Annotated in this window: 11 protein-coding genes; 4 read left to right on the top strand and 7 right to left on the bottom strand. The window is 66.9% G+C overall.

From position 1 onward, the window contains the following. Positions 1-10: 10 nt before the first annotated feature. The gene (locus tag EV656_RS14070) at positions 11-1,582 is read left to right on the top strand and encodes a lysine--tRNA ligase (RefSeq protein WP_132605210.1); all 1,572 of its coding nucleotides are present in this window, start codon (positions 11-13) and stop codon (positions 1,580-1,582) included. A 64-nt stretch (positions 1,583-1,646) separates the two neighbouring features. Here EV656_RS14070 and EV656_RS14065 read toward each other — a convergent pair whose 3' ends face one another. Beyond that, on the bottom strand, positions 1,647-2,534 hold the full coding sequence (locus EV656_RS14065) for a CHAD domain-containing protein (RefSeq protein WP_132605208.1): 888 nt from the start codon (positions 2,532-2,534) through the stop codon (positions 1,647-1,649). A 210-nt stretch (positions 2,535-2,744) separates the two neighbouring features. Here EV656_RS14065 and EV656_RS14060 point away from each other — a divergent pair, with 210 nt between their 5' ends. The 3 genes from EV656_RS14060 to EV656_RS14050 all read left to right on the top strand — a co-directional run bounded on the left by EV656_RS14060 (position 2,745) and on the right by EV656_RS14050 (position 6,648). Then, a complete protein-coding gene (locus tag EV656_RS14060) occupies positions 2,745-3,023 on the top strand; it encodes a hypothetical protein (RefSeq protein ID WP_132605206.1) in 279 nt (92 codons plus the stop codon). Between the two features lie 162 nt (positions 3,024-3,185). Beyond that, positions 3,186-4,940: a PhoX family protein gene (locus EV656_RS14055; protein WP_132605204.1), complete on the top strand. Its 1,755-nt coding sequence runs from the start codon at positions 3,186-3,188 to the stop codon at positions 4,938-4,940. Between the two features lie 76 nt (positions 4,941-5,016). Beyond that, complete coding sequence (locus tag EV656_RS14050; protein WP_132605202.1) at positions 5,017-6,648, top strand: hypothetical protein; 1,632 nt, start codon at positions 5,017-5,019, stop codon at positions 6,646-6,648. 94 nt (positions 6,649-6,742) lie between these two features. Here EV656_RS14050 and EV656_RS14045 read toward each other — a convergent pair whose 3' ends face one another. The 6 genes from EV656_RS14045 to EV656_RS14020 form a co-directional block, all read right to left on the bottom strand. Next, a complete protein-coding gene (locus EV656_RS14045; RefSeq protein ID WP_132605200.1) occupies positions 6,743-8,098 on the bottom strand; it encodes a hypothetical protein in 1,356 nt (451 codons plus the stop codon). 87 nt (positions 8,099-8,185) lie between these two features. Then, a complete protein-coding gene (locus EV656_RS14040) occupies positions 8,186-8,974 on the bottom strand; it encodes an outer membrane lipoprotein-sorting protein (RefSeq protein ID WP_132605198.1) in 789 nt (262 codons plus the stop codon). Further along, positions 8,971-11,262, bottom strand: a complete 2,292-nt coding sequence (locus EV656_RS14035; RefSeq protein WP_200276584.1) for an efflux RND transporter permease subunit — start codon at positions 11,260-11,262, stop codon at positions 8,971-8,973. Before EV656_RS14035 ends, EV656_RS14040 begins: the two co-directional genes overlap by 4 nt. 301 nt (positions 11,263-11,563) lie before the next feature. Further along, a complete protein-coding gene (locus EV656_RS14030) occupies positions 11,564-12,988 on the bottom strand; it encodes a 2-hydroxyglutaryl-CoA dehydratase (RefSeq protein WP_132605194.1) in 1,425 nt (474 codons plus the stop codon). Beyond that, positions 12,978-16,340, bottom strand: a complete 3,363-nt coding sequence (locus tag EV656_RS14025; protein WP_132605192.1) for a BadF/BadG/BcrA/BcrD ATPase family protein — start codon at positions 16,338-16,340, stop codon at positions 12,978-12,980. The genes EV656_RS14030 and EV656_RS14025 overlap by 11 nt, the downstream gene beginning before the upstream one ends. Beyond that, positions 16,337-17,590 (bottom strand): hypothetical protein, encoded by a 1,254-nt coding sequence (locus tag EV656_RS14020; protein ID WP_132605190.1) that lies wholly within the window; start codon positions 17,588-17,590, stop codon positions 16,337-16,339. The genes EV656_RS14025 and EV656_RS14020 overlap by 4 nt, the downstream gene beginning before the upstream one ends. Positions 17,591-17,665: the final 75 nt, after the last annotated feature.

Below are 17,665 nucleotides of genomic sequence, written 5' to 3'. Positions count from 1 at the left end.
GAGTGCTGACATGTCCGATCTGCGCGACGCCGCGATGAGTTCCAAGGCCTGGCCCTTCGAAGAGGCCCGGAAACTGCTCAAACGCGTCGAGAAACGGCCGCCCGAAAAGGGGTACGTGCTGTTCGAGACGGGCTATGGCCCCAGCGGGCTGCCGCATATCGGCACCTTCGGCGAGGTTCTGCGCACTACGATGATCCGCCGCGCCTTTGAGGCGATCAGCGACATCCCCACGCGCCTGATCTGTTTTTCCGACGACATGGACGGCATGCGCAAGGTGCCCTCCAACGTGCCCAACCAGGAAATGCTGCACGAAAACCTGCAGCGCCCGCTGACCAGCGTGCCCGATCCCTTTGGCACGCATGAAAGCTTTGGCCATCACAACAACGCCATGCTGCGCCGGTTCCTGGACACCTTCGGGTTCGAGTACGAATTCTACTCGGCCACCGAGTTCTACAAATCCGGCCGTTTCGACGAGGTGCTGAAACGCGCGACCGAACGCTATGACGACATCATGGCGGTGATGCTGAAATCCCTGCGCGAAGAACGCCAGCAGACCTATTCCATCTTTCTGCCGATCCACCCCGAAACTGGCCGGGTGCTGTATGTCCCGATGAAACACGTGGACGCGCAGGCCCACACCATCACCTTCGATGACGAAGAAGGCTGCGAATGGACCCTGCCGGTCACCGGCGGCAACGTGAAACTGCAGTGGAAGCCCGATTTCGGCGCCCGCTGGGCCGCGCTGGATGTCGATTTCGAGATGTACGGCAAGGACCATTCCACCAACACGCCGATCTACGACCGGATATGCGAAATCCTGGGCGGCAAGAAGCCAGAACACTTCACCTACGAACTGTTCCTGGACGAGAACGGCGAAAAGATTTCCAAATCCAAGGGCAACGGCCTGACCATCGACGAGTGGCTGACCTATGCCGCCACCGAAAGCCTGTCCTACTTCATGTTCCAGAAGCCCAAGACCGCCAAGCGGCTGTGGTGGGATGTGATCCCCAAGGCGGTGGACGAATACCATCAGCAATTGCGCGCCTTCCCCGATCAGGACACCAAGGCGCAACTTGCCAACCCGGTCTGGCACATCCATAACGGCAACCCGCCGAAATCGGACATGGTCGTGCCCTTTGCGATGCTGCTGAACCTGGCCTCTGTCGCCGGGGCGGACGACAAGGACGGGCTGTGGGGCTTCATCAAGCGGTACGCGCCCGATGCGTCGCCCGAAACCCACCCCCACCTGGACGAGGCGGCGGAATTCGCCGTGCGCTATTTCCGCGATTTCGTGGCGCCGACGCGCCAGTTCCGCGCGCCCGACGAAAAGGAACGCGCCGCGATGGAGGATCTGGTCGCCCGGCTGAAGACCTGGGAGGGCGGACTGGACGCCGAGGAATTGCAAAGCCTCGTCTTTGCGGTCGGCAAGGATCACGCGTTCGACCCGCTGCGCGACTGGTTCAAGGCGCTGTACGAGGTGATCCTGGGCGCCAGCCAGGGCCCCCGCTTCGGTGGGTTCATCGCGCTTTACGGGGTCGATGAAACCGTCAAGCTGATCGAGGGCGCACTGGCCCGCGGCTAAGGCACAGCAGCAAACCGCCGGGCCCCAAGGGGCCTGGCACAGCCCCTCTTTCCCGTGGGCGGGGTTAGGCCCCTTTCCAATGCTTCCACCAGCGCGCCCAGCGTCTGCCCAGATCGCGGGCGGGGCTGGCGAAAAGCCGCGCGCCCAGGTTCTGCGCCTCGTTTTCCAGCACGTTCTGGCGCGCGGCGATGTGCCCGCGAAACGCCGCCCACAGGGCGGGATCGCCAGGCAGGTCCGCGGCGCGGGCGATGTAGTAGTCCAACACATCCAGATCGTGGTGATCGCCCAACATCTCGGACAGGTCGCGCGCCTGCTGCGCGCGGTGATCCATGACCTGCGGATTCAGCGGCGCCAGGATACGGGTGTGATACCAGTGGTCCTTGACCCGCTTGCGCCAGTCGTGAATGCGCTCCACGGCGGGATCCTCTGCCGCGGCGGCACGGGCCTTGCGCGCGCGGGCGAATGCCTTTTCCAGCCCGTCCTGCATCGCGGCGAACCCGTCCTCGGTCAGGCGCCACTTCGCCGCCCGGCCCCGCAGATCCAGCAGCGCCGCCCGGAACGCAGCAAGATCTTGTTCAACATGGGCGCGGGCAGCGGCCGCATCGCGCAGGGACACCAGATGCGCACGCACCCGCGCAAAGCCCGAAAGATGCGCAGCGGCCACCAGCTTGTCGTAGGTTTCCACCATCCCTTCGCTGTCGCGCAGCCCAGACAGGCGGCGCGCGGCATCGCGGATCGCCTCGTTTTCCGCCGCGTAGCCGGGAAAGGCCGGGCGCACCAGGCGCAACAACCCGCGCAACCGCTTGGCCCGCTTGCGCAGTTGGTGGACCTTGTCATGCAGGTCCATGTCGGGGTTATCCAGTTCGGCAAGGCCTGCGTCGATCTCTTGGACCGCGATACGCCGCAGCGCGGCCTGAACAGATTTGTCAGAGCGTTTTACACGATAGGCCATGGCCCGACTCTTTCTGCGCTAAGGCGGATCTGGGGACAGTCTAGACGACATCTCCCCCGCGATGAGAGTTGAGATTGCACACTGCCCCACCGCCCCGTGAACCGGGGTGTTTTGTCGCGCCCGGACTTGGGAAGGCTCGCGGAACTGACATGTGCGCGTGACATATTCCGCCCCGGAACCAGACCAAGACGTGTCACCGGAGACTGATCGATGCGCCCCCTTCTGCCCCTTGCCCTGTCCGCTGTCGCCGTTGCCGGCCAGTCGGCCTGGGCGATTTCACTGCCCAAGGATGAACGCCTGGGCATCGTGCGCCAGGAATGCACGCGCTGCCATTCGCTGCGCAACATCGCCAACAGCGAGGGCAAGACGCGGGACGAGTGGATCGAGCATGTGATCGACATGACCGATATCGAGAACCGCCCCGATAACATGCAGGCGGTGGTCGATTACCTGTTCGAGTATTTCCCGCCATGGGAAGGCCAGAACTGACCCGGCCCGCACACTGCGCGCGCCCGGCGGACAACCCGTCGCGGGTTTGGATTTGTCATAATTCCATTAAGCGGCATCTCTAGTGTGAGTTTCGCCCGACACCGGGCGGAGAGTGGTTCTGCCCCCTCCCCTCCAGGCAATACCCAAACCCAGAGGTTTCCCATGACCCGCAAGACCCTGCTGCTGGCGAGCACTGCCCTTCTGGCCGCGCCCGCCTTCGCCGACAGCGTTGAATTCGCGCCCGTCGCCTTCCCGAACACCGATGAACTGAAACGCGCCGCGATCGCCTCGGAAAGCGTGACCATCGACGGCAAAACCGCCGAAATCGGCTATCACGTCATCGCCCGCGGCGGCGACAAGATCGGCGATGGCACCTGGGGCCTGCTGATCGACAAGGACGGCAACCCGGTGGTCAGCGCCGACGGCTCGCAGCACATCTCGGTCGATACCGACTTTTCCTCGCTGCTGCCCGTGGGCGACAAACTGTTCTCGGTCAGCCACTTTGAATCGCGCCCCGGTGCGATGTACCTGACCGAACTGAACCAGGATGCCGACACCGGCATGCTGACCCCGGTCTGGACCCGTCCGGTCGACTTCTCGGCCGTTGGCGGCCTGTGGGTGCCCTGCGCCGGTTCCGTGACGCCCTGGACCACGCATCTGGGCTCGGAAGAGTACGAACCCAACGCCCGCGAAGTCTATGAAGCCGAGGCGCTGGAAGACATCGACGACTACTTCTACCCGATGGCCCGCTACTTTGGCCTGAACCCGGCCGAAATGTCGCTGGAAGAGTTCCGCGGCGTGTTCAACCCCTACACCTGGGGCTATCCGGTCGAGGTCGCCGTGAACGAAGCCGGCGAAGAGACCGTGACCAAGCATTACGCGATGGGCCGCATGGCGCTGGAACTGGCCTACGTGATGCCCGACGGCAAGACCACCTACATGTCCGATGACGGCACCAATGTCGGCTTCTTCATGTTCGTCGCCGACGCAGAGGGCGACCTGTCGGCCGGCACGCTGTACGCCACCAAGCTGACCCAGACCTCGGGTGAGGGCGCGGGCGCGTTCGACATGGAGTGGATCAGCCTGGGCCACGCCACCGCCGACGAGATCAAGGCCGTCGTCGACCAGAAGCCGGCCTTTGCCGACATCTTCGACGCCGCCGCCCCGAACGAGGATGGCACCTGCGCCGAAGGCTTCACCTCGATCAACACCACCAACGGCCATGAATGCCTGGCGGTGAAAGAGGGCATGGAAATCGCCGCCTCGCGTCTGGAAACCCGCCGCTACGCCGCGATGATGGGCGCCACCACCGAGCTGCGCAAGGAAGAGGGCATCACCTTCGACCCGGCCTCCTCGACCCTGTTCGTGGCGATGTCGGAAATCGCCAAGGGCATGAACGGCGGCGCCAAGCAGGATGTCGGCGGCCCCGACCACATCCAGCTGGAAACCAACAAGTGCGGCGCCGTCTACGGCATGCCGGTCGCGGCTGACGCCGAAATCGGTTCGGACTACGTCGCCCAGTCGATGAAGGCCGTGATCGCCGGCACCATGATGGACTATGCCGACGACAGCGAGTTCGCGAACAACAGCTGCGACATCGACGGCATCTCCAACCCCGACAACGTGACCTTCATGACCGGCACCAACACGCTGATCATCGGCGAGGACACCGGCTCGGGCCACCAGAACGACGCCATCTGGGCGCTGGACATGGATACGGCCGAACTGACCCGCATCATGACCACGCCTTACGGGTCGGAAACCACCTCGCCCTACTACTACCCGAACATCAACGGCTGGGGCTACCTGACCGCGGTCATCCAGCACCCCTACGGTGAATCGGACGAGGACAAGCTGGCCGATCCGGCCGACGCCATGGCCTATTTCGGCTATGTCGGCCCCTTCCCGGCCAAGTAAGACCTGATCGTCTGCCAATCATCGGGGGAGGCGCTTTGGCGCCTCCCCTTTTCATCCACGTGACAGGACCGACCCCATGCATCGCACCGCCACCGCACTGACCCTGATCCTGGCCGCCGGCTCGGCCATGGCAGAGCCGCTCTGGGACAAGCATCTGACCAATCCGACGGCCTATATCCCGTCGCAGTGCTACACGAACACGCTGGATGAGGCCGGAAACGCCTACAACCCCTGTTTCACCTGCCACGTCGATGCCCGTGCGCCGAACTACATCGTCGGCGACGAGGATCTGCAAACCGAATACGCCTTTCCGCGCGCCGCGCTGAAAAACCCCTGGACCAACCTGTTCGTGGACCGCTCTGCCGCCATCGCCGCCGTGTCCGATGCCGAGATTGACGCCTATGTCGCCCAGTCCAACTATTTCGACGCGGACGGAACCATCACCCTGGCGCGCAAGCTGGCCAACCCGCCCGCCAACTGGGACGAGGACGGCGACGGCGCCTGGGCGGGCTACATCCCCGATTGCCATTTCAACTTCGACGCCGAGGGGTTCGACCACGCCCCCGACGGCACGCCGACCGGCTGGCGCGCCTTTGCCTATGTGCCGCTGCCCGGCGGGTTCTGGCCCACCAACGGATCGACCGACGACGTGCTGATCCGCCTGGCCGAACCGTTCCGCACCGACGAAACGGGCGCCTATGACCCCGAGATCTACAAGGTGAACCTGGCCATCACCGAGGCGCTGATCCAGCGCGCCGATGTCGCCATCGACCCGGTGGACGAAACCCGCCTGGGCGTGGATCTGGACAAGGACGGGACGCTGGGCACCGCCGACCACATCGCCTATGACTGGATGCCGATCGACGGACGGTTCATGTCCTGGGTCGGCGCGGCCAAGGGCGAAAAGCTGGCCGCCGGCCTGTTCCCGCTGGGGACCGAATTCCTGCACACCGTGCGCTATATCGATGTCAGCAGCGGCGCCGTTTCCATGGCCCCCCGCATCAAAGAGGTCCGCTACGGCATCAAGTCGAAATGGCAGACCTACGCCGACCTGGAACAGGGCGGCCTGGCCGAGGTCAAGGAACGCGCGGCCTTCCCCGACCGGATCGACATTTTCGACGGCGGCCTCGAAACCGGCATCGCCAACGGCACCGGCTGGCGCTACCAGGCCTTTATCGAGGATGCGGCCGGCGACCTGCGCCCCCAAAGCTTTGAGGAAACGGTGTTCTGCATCGGCTGCCACGGTGGGGTCAGCGTAACCGACGACGCGGCCTATGCCTTTCCGCGCAAGCTGCCCAGCCAGACCGCCCATGCCCGCGGCTGGTATCACTGGACCCAGAAATCGCTGGCCGGCACGCCCGAACCCGTCCGCGCAGACGGGCAGCGCGAATTGCTGACCTACCTGCAGGAAAACGGGGCGGGGGACGAATTCCGCAACAACGCCGAGATCATCGCGCGGTTCATCGCCGCCGATGGCAGCGTCGATCCGCAGGCCGCGGCGGAACTGGAACAGGACATCTCGACCCTGCTGTTCCCCTCGCCCGAACGCGCGCGCACCCTGAACAAGGCCTATCGCGAGATCGTGCTGGAACAAAGCTACGTGCGCGGCCGCGACGCGGTCGCCATGCCCGCGGCGAATGTCCACCGCGAGGTGGAACAGAACCAGCCCACCGGGATCGTGACACCCGTGCGCGCCGCGCGCTGGTAGGCACGAACAAAACCCGGCACCGCCGCCCCATGCAGCGGCGGTGCCTCTGCGCATCGAACAGCGGTCTGCGTCGCCGTGCAGGTGGGCCGGATCGTCAGAAGAAATAGTCCAGCCCGATTTCCAGGAAATCGTCACGGTCCAGCGCTGACAGCGGATCAAACGGATCGTCCGCGTCGATGATCGCCGAGGACACCGACACGCGGGTATTGCCGGCCAGCCGCCACGAGGCCTCGACCGTTGTCACCATCGCACGGCTGTCCAGATCGCGCAGCGCACCAACCGACAACGAGGCACCCGACATGTTGTTGAAATCGTAGCGGACCCCCAGGAACACATCATCTTCGACGAAGGTGGGCGGCTGTAGGGCCGAGCGATCATCATACAGGTATTCCGCCGTCACCGTCAGCCCGCCGCCCGATCCGAACACATCGCCAAAGGCATATTCGGCCCCGATCACGCCCGCGAAATAGTTGTCCCGCGCGGTGAACCGCTGTGCGCCCTCGAACTTGAACAGCCAGTCGCCCGTGGCATAGGCCAGTTCCAGCCCGACCTGTTGCATGTCCTGGTAATAGGGAACGGCCCCGACGCTGTCCCCGCCCAGCAGGAAGGCCCGCGTTGCCGGGCTGGCCGCGCCGAAGATCTGCGCCAGCAGACCGGCATTGCCCCGCCCGGACAGGCTTTCGTAGCTTGCACGGATATCGGCATTGACCGCGTCGCAGGTCGCCTCGCTCACCGTGGCGGTCTTGAAGGCGCAGCCGGGCAGATAGACCGGCTGCCGGTCGCGTCCCGAAAACAGCGACACCGCATAATCCAGCGAGCCGTTGCCCAGATCCACCGTGTTGGTATTTCGCAGGGCGAAATCGACACCTTCGCCGCTTTCGTACAGGGTCCGCCGGTCGTCGCCGGCCACGTAATAGCGCAACCTGTCGCTGCGCCGCGGTTCATCGAACGGGCGAAACCCGAACAGACCGTACAGGCTGAAATTCCCCAGCCCCGCGGTCTCGAAGGACAGCATCGCCATGGTCTGGCCCAGCCGGTCCTCCTCCCCGGTCGAGGCAAAATCGCCCCGCTGGTTGATGACGTTCACCGGGTTGTAGGACTCCGTCACCCCCCAGAACACGACATCGCGGCCCACCAGCCAGCGCACCCCGTCAAGATCGCCGCTGACATGGGCCTTGGACAGGTCCAGGGACGTGGCGCCGGTGCGTGCGTTGGTGCGGCCCTTCAGCTCGGCGGTGAAATCGCCAAAGCCCAGCCCCCCGCTGACCGCCAGGCGCATGGCGCCGATCATCTCGGTGCCGCTGCCCGCCTGCCCTGGCAGGGCGCCGTTCTGGGTGTAGCTGCGCGCGGCCAGGCCGATTTCGCCCTCGACCGACAGGCCCTGCGCGGCAAGCGGAACCGGCAAGAGCGCCGCAAGCCAGACGATGCCCAGAGACCCTGCTTTTTTCACCCTGCCCCCCTTCGCGCCCGCGCAAACCGAGCCTGCACCATCCTTGCCGCATCAGTCCCGGTTCACAAGATGTGCCGGGCGCGCAGATCACCGTGCCATTGCCTCGCGCGTGAAATCCCCCGGCCGCAGGCCGGTGTTGAAACGATACCCACTCCACTCGAGGATCGTGCTTTTGCCGGTCAGATGGTTGACCATCGTCATCCGTGCGGGCCGCCAGTACCGGCCGCCATACTGGCGATAGCCGCTCATGGTCAGGGTCTTGGACCGCTGGCCGCGGCGGTTGAAATAGGCAACGGCCTGATAGCGCAGCGCGGCAGTGTCGATCCAGACCAGTTGCTGCGCATAGCCCGAGCTGTAGCGCGGGGTGCGCTGCAGCAGGTGACACCGCCCCGCGCCGTTGGGGCAGGGCTCGTCGCGCAGCCACAGGTGGCTGAAGCTGGCCACGTCCTGCTCTACCATGTCCTCATAGGCGAACTCGCTGCCCACAAAGGATCCCGAGCGCCCCCCGCCGGTGATCTTTTTCACCCGGCCGACCGAAGGCAGATACAACCATTGGCTATCCTGTCGGTTGTCAAAGGCATGGGTCAGCAGCGCCGTGCCGCGAATGTCGCCCGGCCAGTCGAACACCAGCAGCGATCGGGTTTCGCGCCCGCCCCCCAGTTCCAGCGTCTTCATCGCGAAGCGGCGCGAACTGGTGGCGCCCGTGGGCGTGCGCAGCGTCATTTCCCCCGAGACCTGCAAATCGCCAAAGCCGGTGGCCACCGCGTCCGCGCGCGCGGCGATCTGCTGGCCCCTCTGCTCTGGTGTCTGGGCCAGGGCGGCGCCCGCCCCGGCGGCCAGCATAGCGATGACGAAAAGCAATCTGCGCAAAATCATTGGTTTGTCCTTCTCAAGACGGCTGGCAAAAGCAGCAGATCGGTCAGCAGCGCCAGCACGATCACCAGGGCGGTCAAGCCGCCCATATGCTGGTTCAGGGCAAATCCACTTTGCGTCATGACGGCAAACCCGCTGAAGATCGCGACCGAGGATACCATCACCGCCGCGCCGACCGTACGAAAAGTCTGGCGCAGCGCCTCTTCCCGCTCAAGCCCGTGTCGGCGCCGCCGCCGATAGTGGGTCAGGATATGCACAGTGTCGTCCACGACGATGCCAAATGTCATGGTCGTAACAACGGTCGAGCCCAGGTTGACCTCGCCCACGAACCAGCCCCACAGCCCAAAGCCGAAAATCGCGGGCAAGACGTTCGGAACCAGACTGACCAGCCCCAGCCTGAGGTCGCGCAGCGTCAGGATCATCAGCCCCGAAACCAGCACCAGCACGGTCAGCATCCCGTAGACCATCGCGCGGTTGTTGCGTTGGGTCAGCTTCGAAAAGGCAACGCCAAAGCCCACCGCCTGCGTGGCGATGGCCGGTTCATTCGCGCGCAGCCAGGCCTCGGCCGTATCGGCAAAATCGACGATGGCCTGCCCATCGACATCCCGCAACAGAACGACCACGCGGGTCTGGGTGCGGTCGATGTTCAGCATCTGGTTCATGTCCAGCCCGGCGGGCAGGGACAACTCGTACAGCATCATCGCCTGGGCGTTGGCCGCCTGCGTCGGCGCGATGTCATGGCCCCCCGGCCCACCGTCGCCCAGCGTGTGGTTCAGCCGCTTGACGATATCGGACAGGCTGCCCACGAAAACCACGTCGTCCTGCTGCCGCATCCAGGTTGCAAATCGGTCGACCCGGTTCAGGAACGCGGGGGCGAAAACGCTACCCTCTGCGCCGCTGTCCAGCGAGAACTGGACACTCTCGATGCCGGTCAGTGCCGCCTCGATGGCATCGCTGTCGGTCCGAAAGGCAAAGCTTTCGTCGAAATACTTCAGCGGGCTGTCGTTGAAACGGATCTGCGCAAGCCCCGCCAGCGACACCAGGAACAACAAGGCGAAAACGGTCAGGATACCCCGCTGGTTCAGGGCAAACCCGGCCAGACGCTCCAGCGCGGCGGGCGACAGGCGCAGCGGACGAAAGCGAAGATCGGGCAGGCGCAGCAGCATCGCGGGCAGGGCCAGCACCGTCAGCAGCCACCCCACGACAATCCCCAGACTGACGATCGTGCCCATCTGCGCCAGGGGCGGCGATTCGGAAAAGTTGAGGCACAGGAAACCGATCGCCGTGGTCAGGTTGGTCACGGTGATGGCGGACAGGTTTTCCTCGACCGCGGCGACGGTCGCGGCGGTGCGGTCCTGCCCCTCGGCGATGCGCCGGGTCCAGCCCAGAACGACATGCACGCAAGAGGCGCTGACCAGCACCATCACGGCCAGCGGGCTGACCGCCGTGGCCGGGATCAGCGCAATCCCCAGCCACCCGGCAAACCCCAGCGTCGCAAGCGCCCCGCCCAGCGTGACCAGCGTGGTGCCCAGCCACCCGCTGAACGTGCCCAGGCCCAGTGCCATCAGCACGCTTACGCAGGCAAAACCGGCGGGCACCAGCAGCCTGGTATCGCGCTCGGCCGCCGCGCTGATCGCCGCATCGCCGATCACGGTGCCGCTGACATGGATGCGCAGGCCCGGCAGGCGGTCCTGCCATTCGGCCTGCAGGCTGCGCGCGATCCTGGCGACCTCTGTTCTGGAAACCGTGGCGTTGCCCTCCGGGACAAGGTTCACGGAAACCCCCAACGCCCGGCAGCCCGGCGAAATCAGCCGGTTCAGCAACTCGTCCGAGGTTTCTGCAATCCGCTTGATGCGCTGCGCCTGCGCCGCGCTCAGCGCGCCGTCCTCGGGGATCAGCGATTCTACGATGATCTCGTCGCCGCGACTTTCGCTGTGCTGGAAATTCGCGATGGAATCCACCCGCAGAGCATCGGGCAGCAGCCAGGCCTCGGCGGTGAAGTCGCGCAGCCCCTCTAGCACCGGCGGGGTGCAAAGGTCCGTATCGCCGACGAACGCGAACAGGACGGTCTCGGACAGGGCGTAGATGTCGCCCAGCCGTTCGAACGCCTGATAATCGGCGTTACGCTCGCCGAAATAGACCCGGTTGTCCGCCGTGTATCCGACACGCAGCACGCCAAGGACCGACACCAGCACCAGCAGCCCGCCCAGCAGCAACGCCAGCAGGTGATGCCGCACCAGCAGGCGGGCCAGGCGATCCGACCAAGCGCCGCTATCGGGAAGGGGGGGCATCGCGGGCTGCACCATGATCGCCCCCGATCACCGCCGCAGCACCAGCAGCCCGCCCAGCAGCAACGCCAGCAGGTGATGCCGCACCAGCAGGCGGGCCAGGCGATCCGACCAAGCGCCGCTATCGGGAAGGAGGGGCATCGCGGGCTGCACCATGATCGCCCCCGATCACCGCCGCCCGACCCGCGGTCGGGGTCTTGCGGCGCCATGGGTGCCGAAAGCGGCCGGGATGCTGTTCATCGGTTCTGCCCCCTGTTGCGGCCCCCCAGAGGTAGCACAGGCCGCGCCCCGATCCATCGTCCGATCAGCCGCGCACCGGGGCAGACCGCCCCTGCCGCGCCGCCATTTGCGCCCGCGCCTTGAACACCGCCATCTGCACCCGGCTATAGACATTGGCGGCGGCATCGCCGGTGGTTTCGACGGACAGAAAGATCACCGAGGGGTGCAGCGCCCGCACCCGCGCCTGCACCCCGTCGGACACCCCCGAGGAGGGCAGACAGCCGAACGGCTTGACACTGATGACCAGGTCGCAATCGCCCCGCTCGGCGGCGTCGATCAGCTTGGCCACCTCCAGGTGGCCCTCGCCGCCGCGCAATTCGGGGCTGTAATGGGCCTGGGCCAGCCGCGCCAGTCGGCCCATGTCGGGCAGCGCATAGCCCCGCAGCCCCGCCGCGCGGGCAAGCCGGCGAAACACCAGCCGGATCAACCTCTCCGCCGCCCACAGACGGATCAGCCGGATGCGCGGACGCTTGCCCGCCAGCCCCTGCCGCCCGCCATCCCGACCCGGCAGGTCGATGCGGCGGCGCGTGTCCCACTGGCCCTGCCAGACCAGATACAACAACCAGACGCTCAGCGGCTGAACCTCCACCTCGGCGCCTTCGTCCTCCAGGAACCGCTGCAGGCCATAGTTTCCGTCGCCCTCGGTCGTGATCGCCCAGAATTCCCCGATCAGCGCCGCCCTGGGCCGGGGTTGGCTGCGGTTCACCGCCACCCCCGCCAGCAAGGGCTGGCAGCGGCGCAGGGCCGCCCGCAGGCTGGTGCGCCGCGCCAGCGCGGTTTCCACGATGGTCCGGCAACGGTCCAGCGCCGCGTCGGTGGCACCGGGCACCGTTTCGTAAGGGCGGGTGCGATAACCGATCAGGTTCAGGACATCCGCCGCGATCATCGCCGAAACGATCCCCAGCGACAGCCTGCGGTCCAGCACGATCCCGTGGCCCGACCCGCAGGCCTGTTTGGCGCCCGCCTTCTGTTCCAGCAGGATCACGCGGAACCCTTCGAACCCGGCCTCGCGCAGGGCGCGGCGGTATTCCGTGATGTAGGATCCGAACCGGCACGGCCCGCAGGCCGCCGCCGTCATGAAGACGTAATCGCGGTTGATCTGCGCAGGCGACAGGCCCTGTTCATCGCGCAAGGTTTGCAGATAGCGCACAAGGTTGCCGATCATGAAATAGGCCGGGTTGCACTGGCCGCGACCGCAGAATTCCTTGCCGACCTCAAGCGCGCGACGGTCAGGGACCGGAAAGGCCCGCGCCCGGTAGCCCGCCCCGCGCAACGCCGCCGCCACCAGGATATCGGCGCTGCGGCTCAGCCCGCCGGTCAGGATCACGGTGCTGTCCTTCTCGGCGTCGTTGAAATGATCGAATACCTGCTCGCGGTAATGCGGCCCCTGCGCGTCACGGGGTTCCGGGTGCGGCGCCCGGCGGGGCGGACAGGGGCGGTCATAGGGCATCGGCAGATGCCTCCTGATCGGCGGCAAGGCGGGCCTGGTGCTGGCGCAGGGCATGCACGAAGGTCTCGATCCGAATCTTGATCGTCCCCGAGGGTTTGTTCGCATCGATATCGTGCACCGCCGCATAGGGCGTGCCCGCCGCATTCACGATCGATTCCACCACGCCATAGGTCGGGGCATCCTGCCCGCACTTGAACGATGACAAATCCAGCACCGCCAGGTTGGGGTGGCGGGCGGCGAATTTCGCGCCCCAGACCTTTTGCGCGCTGTTGGCGGCGTAGTTCTCGCGCCAGACATCGCGCACCCCCAGCAGGTCGGGCCCATCGCCAAAGCGCCGCGCCAGCCAGGCGCGATCCCTGGGCAGCGCGCGGATGGTCAGGATCGGAAAGCCGTGGGCCTGAAACGCATCCAGGATCTTGTGATTGATGCCAGGATCGGCGTGATAGGGGCGGCCCAGCAACAGGATGCCCATGCGCGCCTCTTGCTCCAGCCGTTCGATCAGGGCGCGACCCTCGGCCTGTATCTCTGCCTCGGCCCGCGCCAGCGCGGCAAAGCCCGCATCGCAGGCATGGGCGATTTCGTCCCGCCCCGCCCGCAGTCGCGCGCCAAAGGCCTCTTGCATCTGCTTGTGGAAATAATGCCGCTCGACCAGGGTCACGGTGGGGTGCAGATACGCCACCCCCGCGCGGGCGAAGAAATCGGTTTCCGTCGTGAACGCGGCCTTTACCACCCAGGGCGCGCCCGCCACCACGGGGCAGGCCGCGCTGTCCATCACATCGTCCAGAAAGGTCGGCAGATGGGTGATTGCAGGAAAGAACACCGCGTCCAGCGGCGCCCGCGCGTGCAGGCGCGTGACCAGGTCGTGCACATGGGCCTGGGCCAGCTTGGCCGGGAAACAGGGATCGTTCGCACCATAGAACGCCCCATCCTGCCAAAGCTCTGGCGTGGTCGGACCGGAAAAGACGACATTGCCCGGGGCCATGCCCAACGCCTGGAAAAAGCCGCGCCAAAGCGGGGCGGTGGCATAAAGGTTCAGCACCCGCGGCAGGCCCACCCGATAACGGGCCCGCGCCGCCTGCAAGACGGCCTCGCGCCGGGCGATGCGCGCGGGCGCGACCAGCGCCGCCGCGCGCGCCACCAGCCCGGACGGGCGCGCCCGGCACGCGGCATGGAACGCCGCGTCCTCGATGGCGCCCCCGGGCATGTGGCGGAAACTACGCTTGGCCTCGCGTTCGGCCAGGTTGGGATTGCGCCGCTGCGCCGCCTTGCGCGCACGCGCGGCCACCGGATCGGGCGCGGTTTCGGTTTCCAGCCGCCCGCGTTCGCAGCCAAAACCGGAAATGACCTGCCGCCGCCCGCCACCCGACAGCGTCACATCGATGAAGTTCCGCTTGCACCGGTTGTCACACAGCAGGCAGCGCGTGCCCTCGTCGCTGCGCAGGGTGACGGCCATCTCTGCCACCGCCGCCAGCCCGACAAAGCGCGACAGCCCCGCGCCCACGGTCTGCCGCGCCTCAAGCGCCGCGCCGATGGCGCCGGCCTCGCCCGGATGGGGATGGACCACGACCTGTGCATCGGGCACCCGCTGGGCGATGTAATCCAGCTGCGCCTTGACCGCAGCCAGATTGTATTGCGTGCCTCCCTGCAACAGGAAGGTCCGCCCGAACTGCGACAACCGGGGCGCCTGCACGATGTATTGCCAGATGTTCCGGGGCAGCACCCGCGCCAGCCCGGCCAGCAACTCGTCCGGGGCATAGCCCTCTTTCTGAAAGCTCACCCGGTCCGCATCCAGGAACACCGCGCAGCCATAGCTGAATTCGGGACTGACACGGGCGCGGAAGGCGTGGTCGGCATAGGCCTCCAGCGGGATGCCGAACTGCCCGGCCATCGCCTGCAACAGCATGCCGTTCCCGGCCGAACACTGGTTCGACAGCCGGTAATCGCGGATCTCGCCCCCCGACAGGAACATCACCTTGATGTCCTGTCCGCCTACATCGCAGATCACATCCGTATCGGGCAGGTAGTGGCGCGCGGCGTTCAGATGCGCGACCGTTTCGACCAAGGTCACATCCGCGCCCAAGCAATCGCCCAGCACCCCGCCCGCATAGCCGGTCGTGCCGACGCCGCGAATGTCCAGTCGGCCCCCGGCACGGGCCACCTGACCGTGCAGATCGGCGATCAGGGCGCGGGCATCGTCGATCGGGTTGCCCAGCGACAGCATGTAGGCCTTGAACAGGACCGCGCCGTCATCGCCCAGCAACACCGCCTTGGACGACGTCGAACCGCCATCGATCCCCATCCACGCCCGGACCGTTTCACCGGGGCGCAGGGAGGGCGGGCGGTGGGCCGGGATTTCATAGCGGGCGCGAAACGCCTCCAGTTCCGCGGCATCGCGCACCAGCGGCGGCCCGGCATCGCGCCGCAGACCGCGTTCACCGACCTGTTCCAGATGCGCGCGTAGCGGCGCCATACCCCGATAGCAGCCCTCGGATGCGGGCCGGGACAGCCCGTGCAGGCAGGCCCCGAAGGCAGCATAAAGATGCGCATTGGGCGGCACGATCACCAACTGATCCATTCCCCGCCCCGGCGGCGGCACATGCCCGCGCTGCGCCCAGGACCGGGCGATCCGGTCGCGCCAGCAGGCCTGTAACGCGGGCAGGTACAGGTTGGGACCGCCCAGCAGGATCACCGTTTCGGGCAGCGTTGCCCCGCGCGCCAGTACCGAAAGGTTCTGCACCGCGATGGCATCCAGCAGCGAGCAGAATATCTCTGCCCGGTCGATGCCCGATTTCATCAGGTTCACGACATCGGTTTCGGCAAAGACCCCGCATTTCGCCGCCACCGGGTGCAGCCGGTCGCCCGACCACACCACGGAGGCCGCCGCCGCGCCGTCCAGCCCCAGCTTGATCGCGCATTTGTCGATGATTGCGCCGGTGCCCGACGCGCAGCGGTCGTTCATGGTCGCATCGGACTGCCGCTCACCCGTCGCGGGGTCGGTGACGTAGCGGATGATCTTGGCGTCCTGCCCGCCCAGTTCGATGACGCTGCCCGCATCGGGGTGCAGGGCATCGACGGCCAGGGTGACGGCGTTGACCTCCTGGATAAAGGCGGCGCCCAGCGGATCAGCCAGCGGACGCGCGCCCGAGCCGGTGACGAAGATGCGGCACGCCCCGGCGCGCAGTTCGGGATGGGCGGCTTGCAGCGCCTCTAGCTGGGCCAATACCGTGGCCGCCTGTGCCGCACCGTGGCGCTGATAGCGCGACCACAGGATGGCGCGGGTGGCCGCATCGACCAGCACCGTCTTGACCGTGGTCGAGCCCACGTCGATCCCGATCACCAGTTGCGCCATCATACGGCCCGCGCCCCCGGCCCGGCCGCCACCTCGGCAAAGCGGGCGCCGCGCCGGACGAAGGACCGGCTGACAACCTCGTGCAGCCCGTCCGCGCCGATCTCGGCCCAGCCCAGGCGGGGGGTATCGTCGTGGCTGTCGATCACGCCCAGTGGCAAAACCGTGGCCATCTTGATCTGCCCCGGATCGCCCCAGGCCGCGTTGAAGGTCGGCAGGTCCACCTCTCGCAGGGTCAGGCTGGCCGCATCGACCAGATGATAGCGCGCCCGGTGCGTGTGCCCGGCCAGCAGAACCTGGCTGCGGGGGGCCGCGCCCCCCTGCCCCAACGCCCCGGCCCGTAACCGCGCCAGCAGCGCGCCCCCGCCGCGCGCGATGACGTGATGATCCAGCCCATGCCGCCGCCGCTGTGCCGCAAAGCGGACCGGGTCCAGCTGCACGCCATCGCACAGCCGCCGCCGCGCGGCGACCAGCGGCGCATGCACCAGCGTCAGCACCGGACCCGCGCCGGTCAGCGGGCCAAGCCGGTCCAGCGCGGCCAGATCGTCCGGACCGGGGCCAAGGCAATCGATCGACAGATTCGCCCGGCGCCCGGCCAAGCGCGCGCCCGCCGCGCGCCAGCCCAGCCGCGCCAGCCCAGCCGGGTGCAGGAACCCGTCCCCGTGGGCGTTCAGCATCACGCAGTCGAACCCGCCCGGCCGCCGCCGCGCCGGGGACTGCACCCCGCGAAACCCGGCCAGCGCCCCGCCCGCACCGGGCCGGATCGCGCCCAGTTCGCGCCAGGGCGCGCGCAGGCGCGTGTGCCCGATCCGCGGGGCAAGACGCTTCAGCGTATCGCGATCCAGGTTGACATGCTCCAGCCCCCAGGCCCGCAGGTTATAGGCCCCGCCCCGGTGATCGTGATTGCCCGGAATCTCTGCAAAGCGCCCCTCGATGGGGGCAATGGCGCGGTAGAACAGGTCGCGATTGTCGATCCCCGGCCCGCCGTCATACGCGTCCACCGCGTAATCCACTGCGTCGCCCAGGCTGACCACCGGCAGATCCCGCGCACCCATGCGCGCCACGAAACCGGCCAGTTCGCGGTTGGGGTTGATGACATCGCCCACCCCCTGCGCAGCCTCTGCGACCCGGTCCCAAAAGGCGCCGACATGGGCATCGGACATCACGACCAGGCCGGGCGACCGCCCGGAAAGCTCGACAACCTGCGACACGGCCCCTCCCAATGCGGCGGACCAGTGCGGCGTGGCATGGGCCATCCGCGATCCGCGCTGCCATGCTATGGCCGGGCGGACGGGGGACCATGACTTGTATCAAGTGGTTGGCCGCACGCG

Origin of the sequence: Rhodovulum adriaticum, assembly GCF_004345735.1 — a bacterium.
Taxonomy (GTDB): domain Bacteria; phylum Pseudomonadota; class Alphaproteobacteria; order Rhodobacterales; family Rhodobacteraceae; genus Rhodovulum; species Rhodovulum adriaticum.
This window is presented reverse-complemented; position numbering and strand designations above follow the sequence as displayed.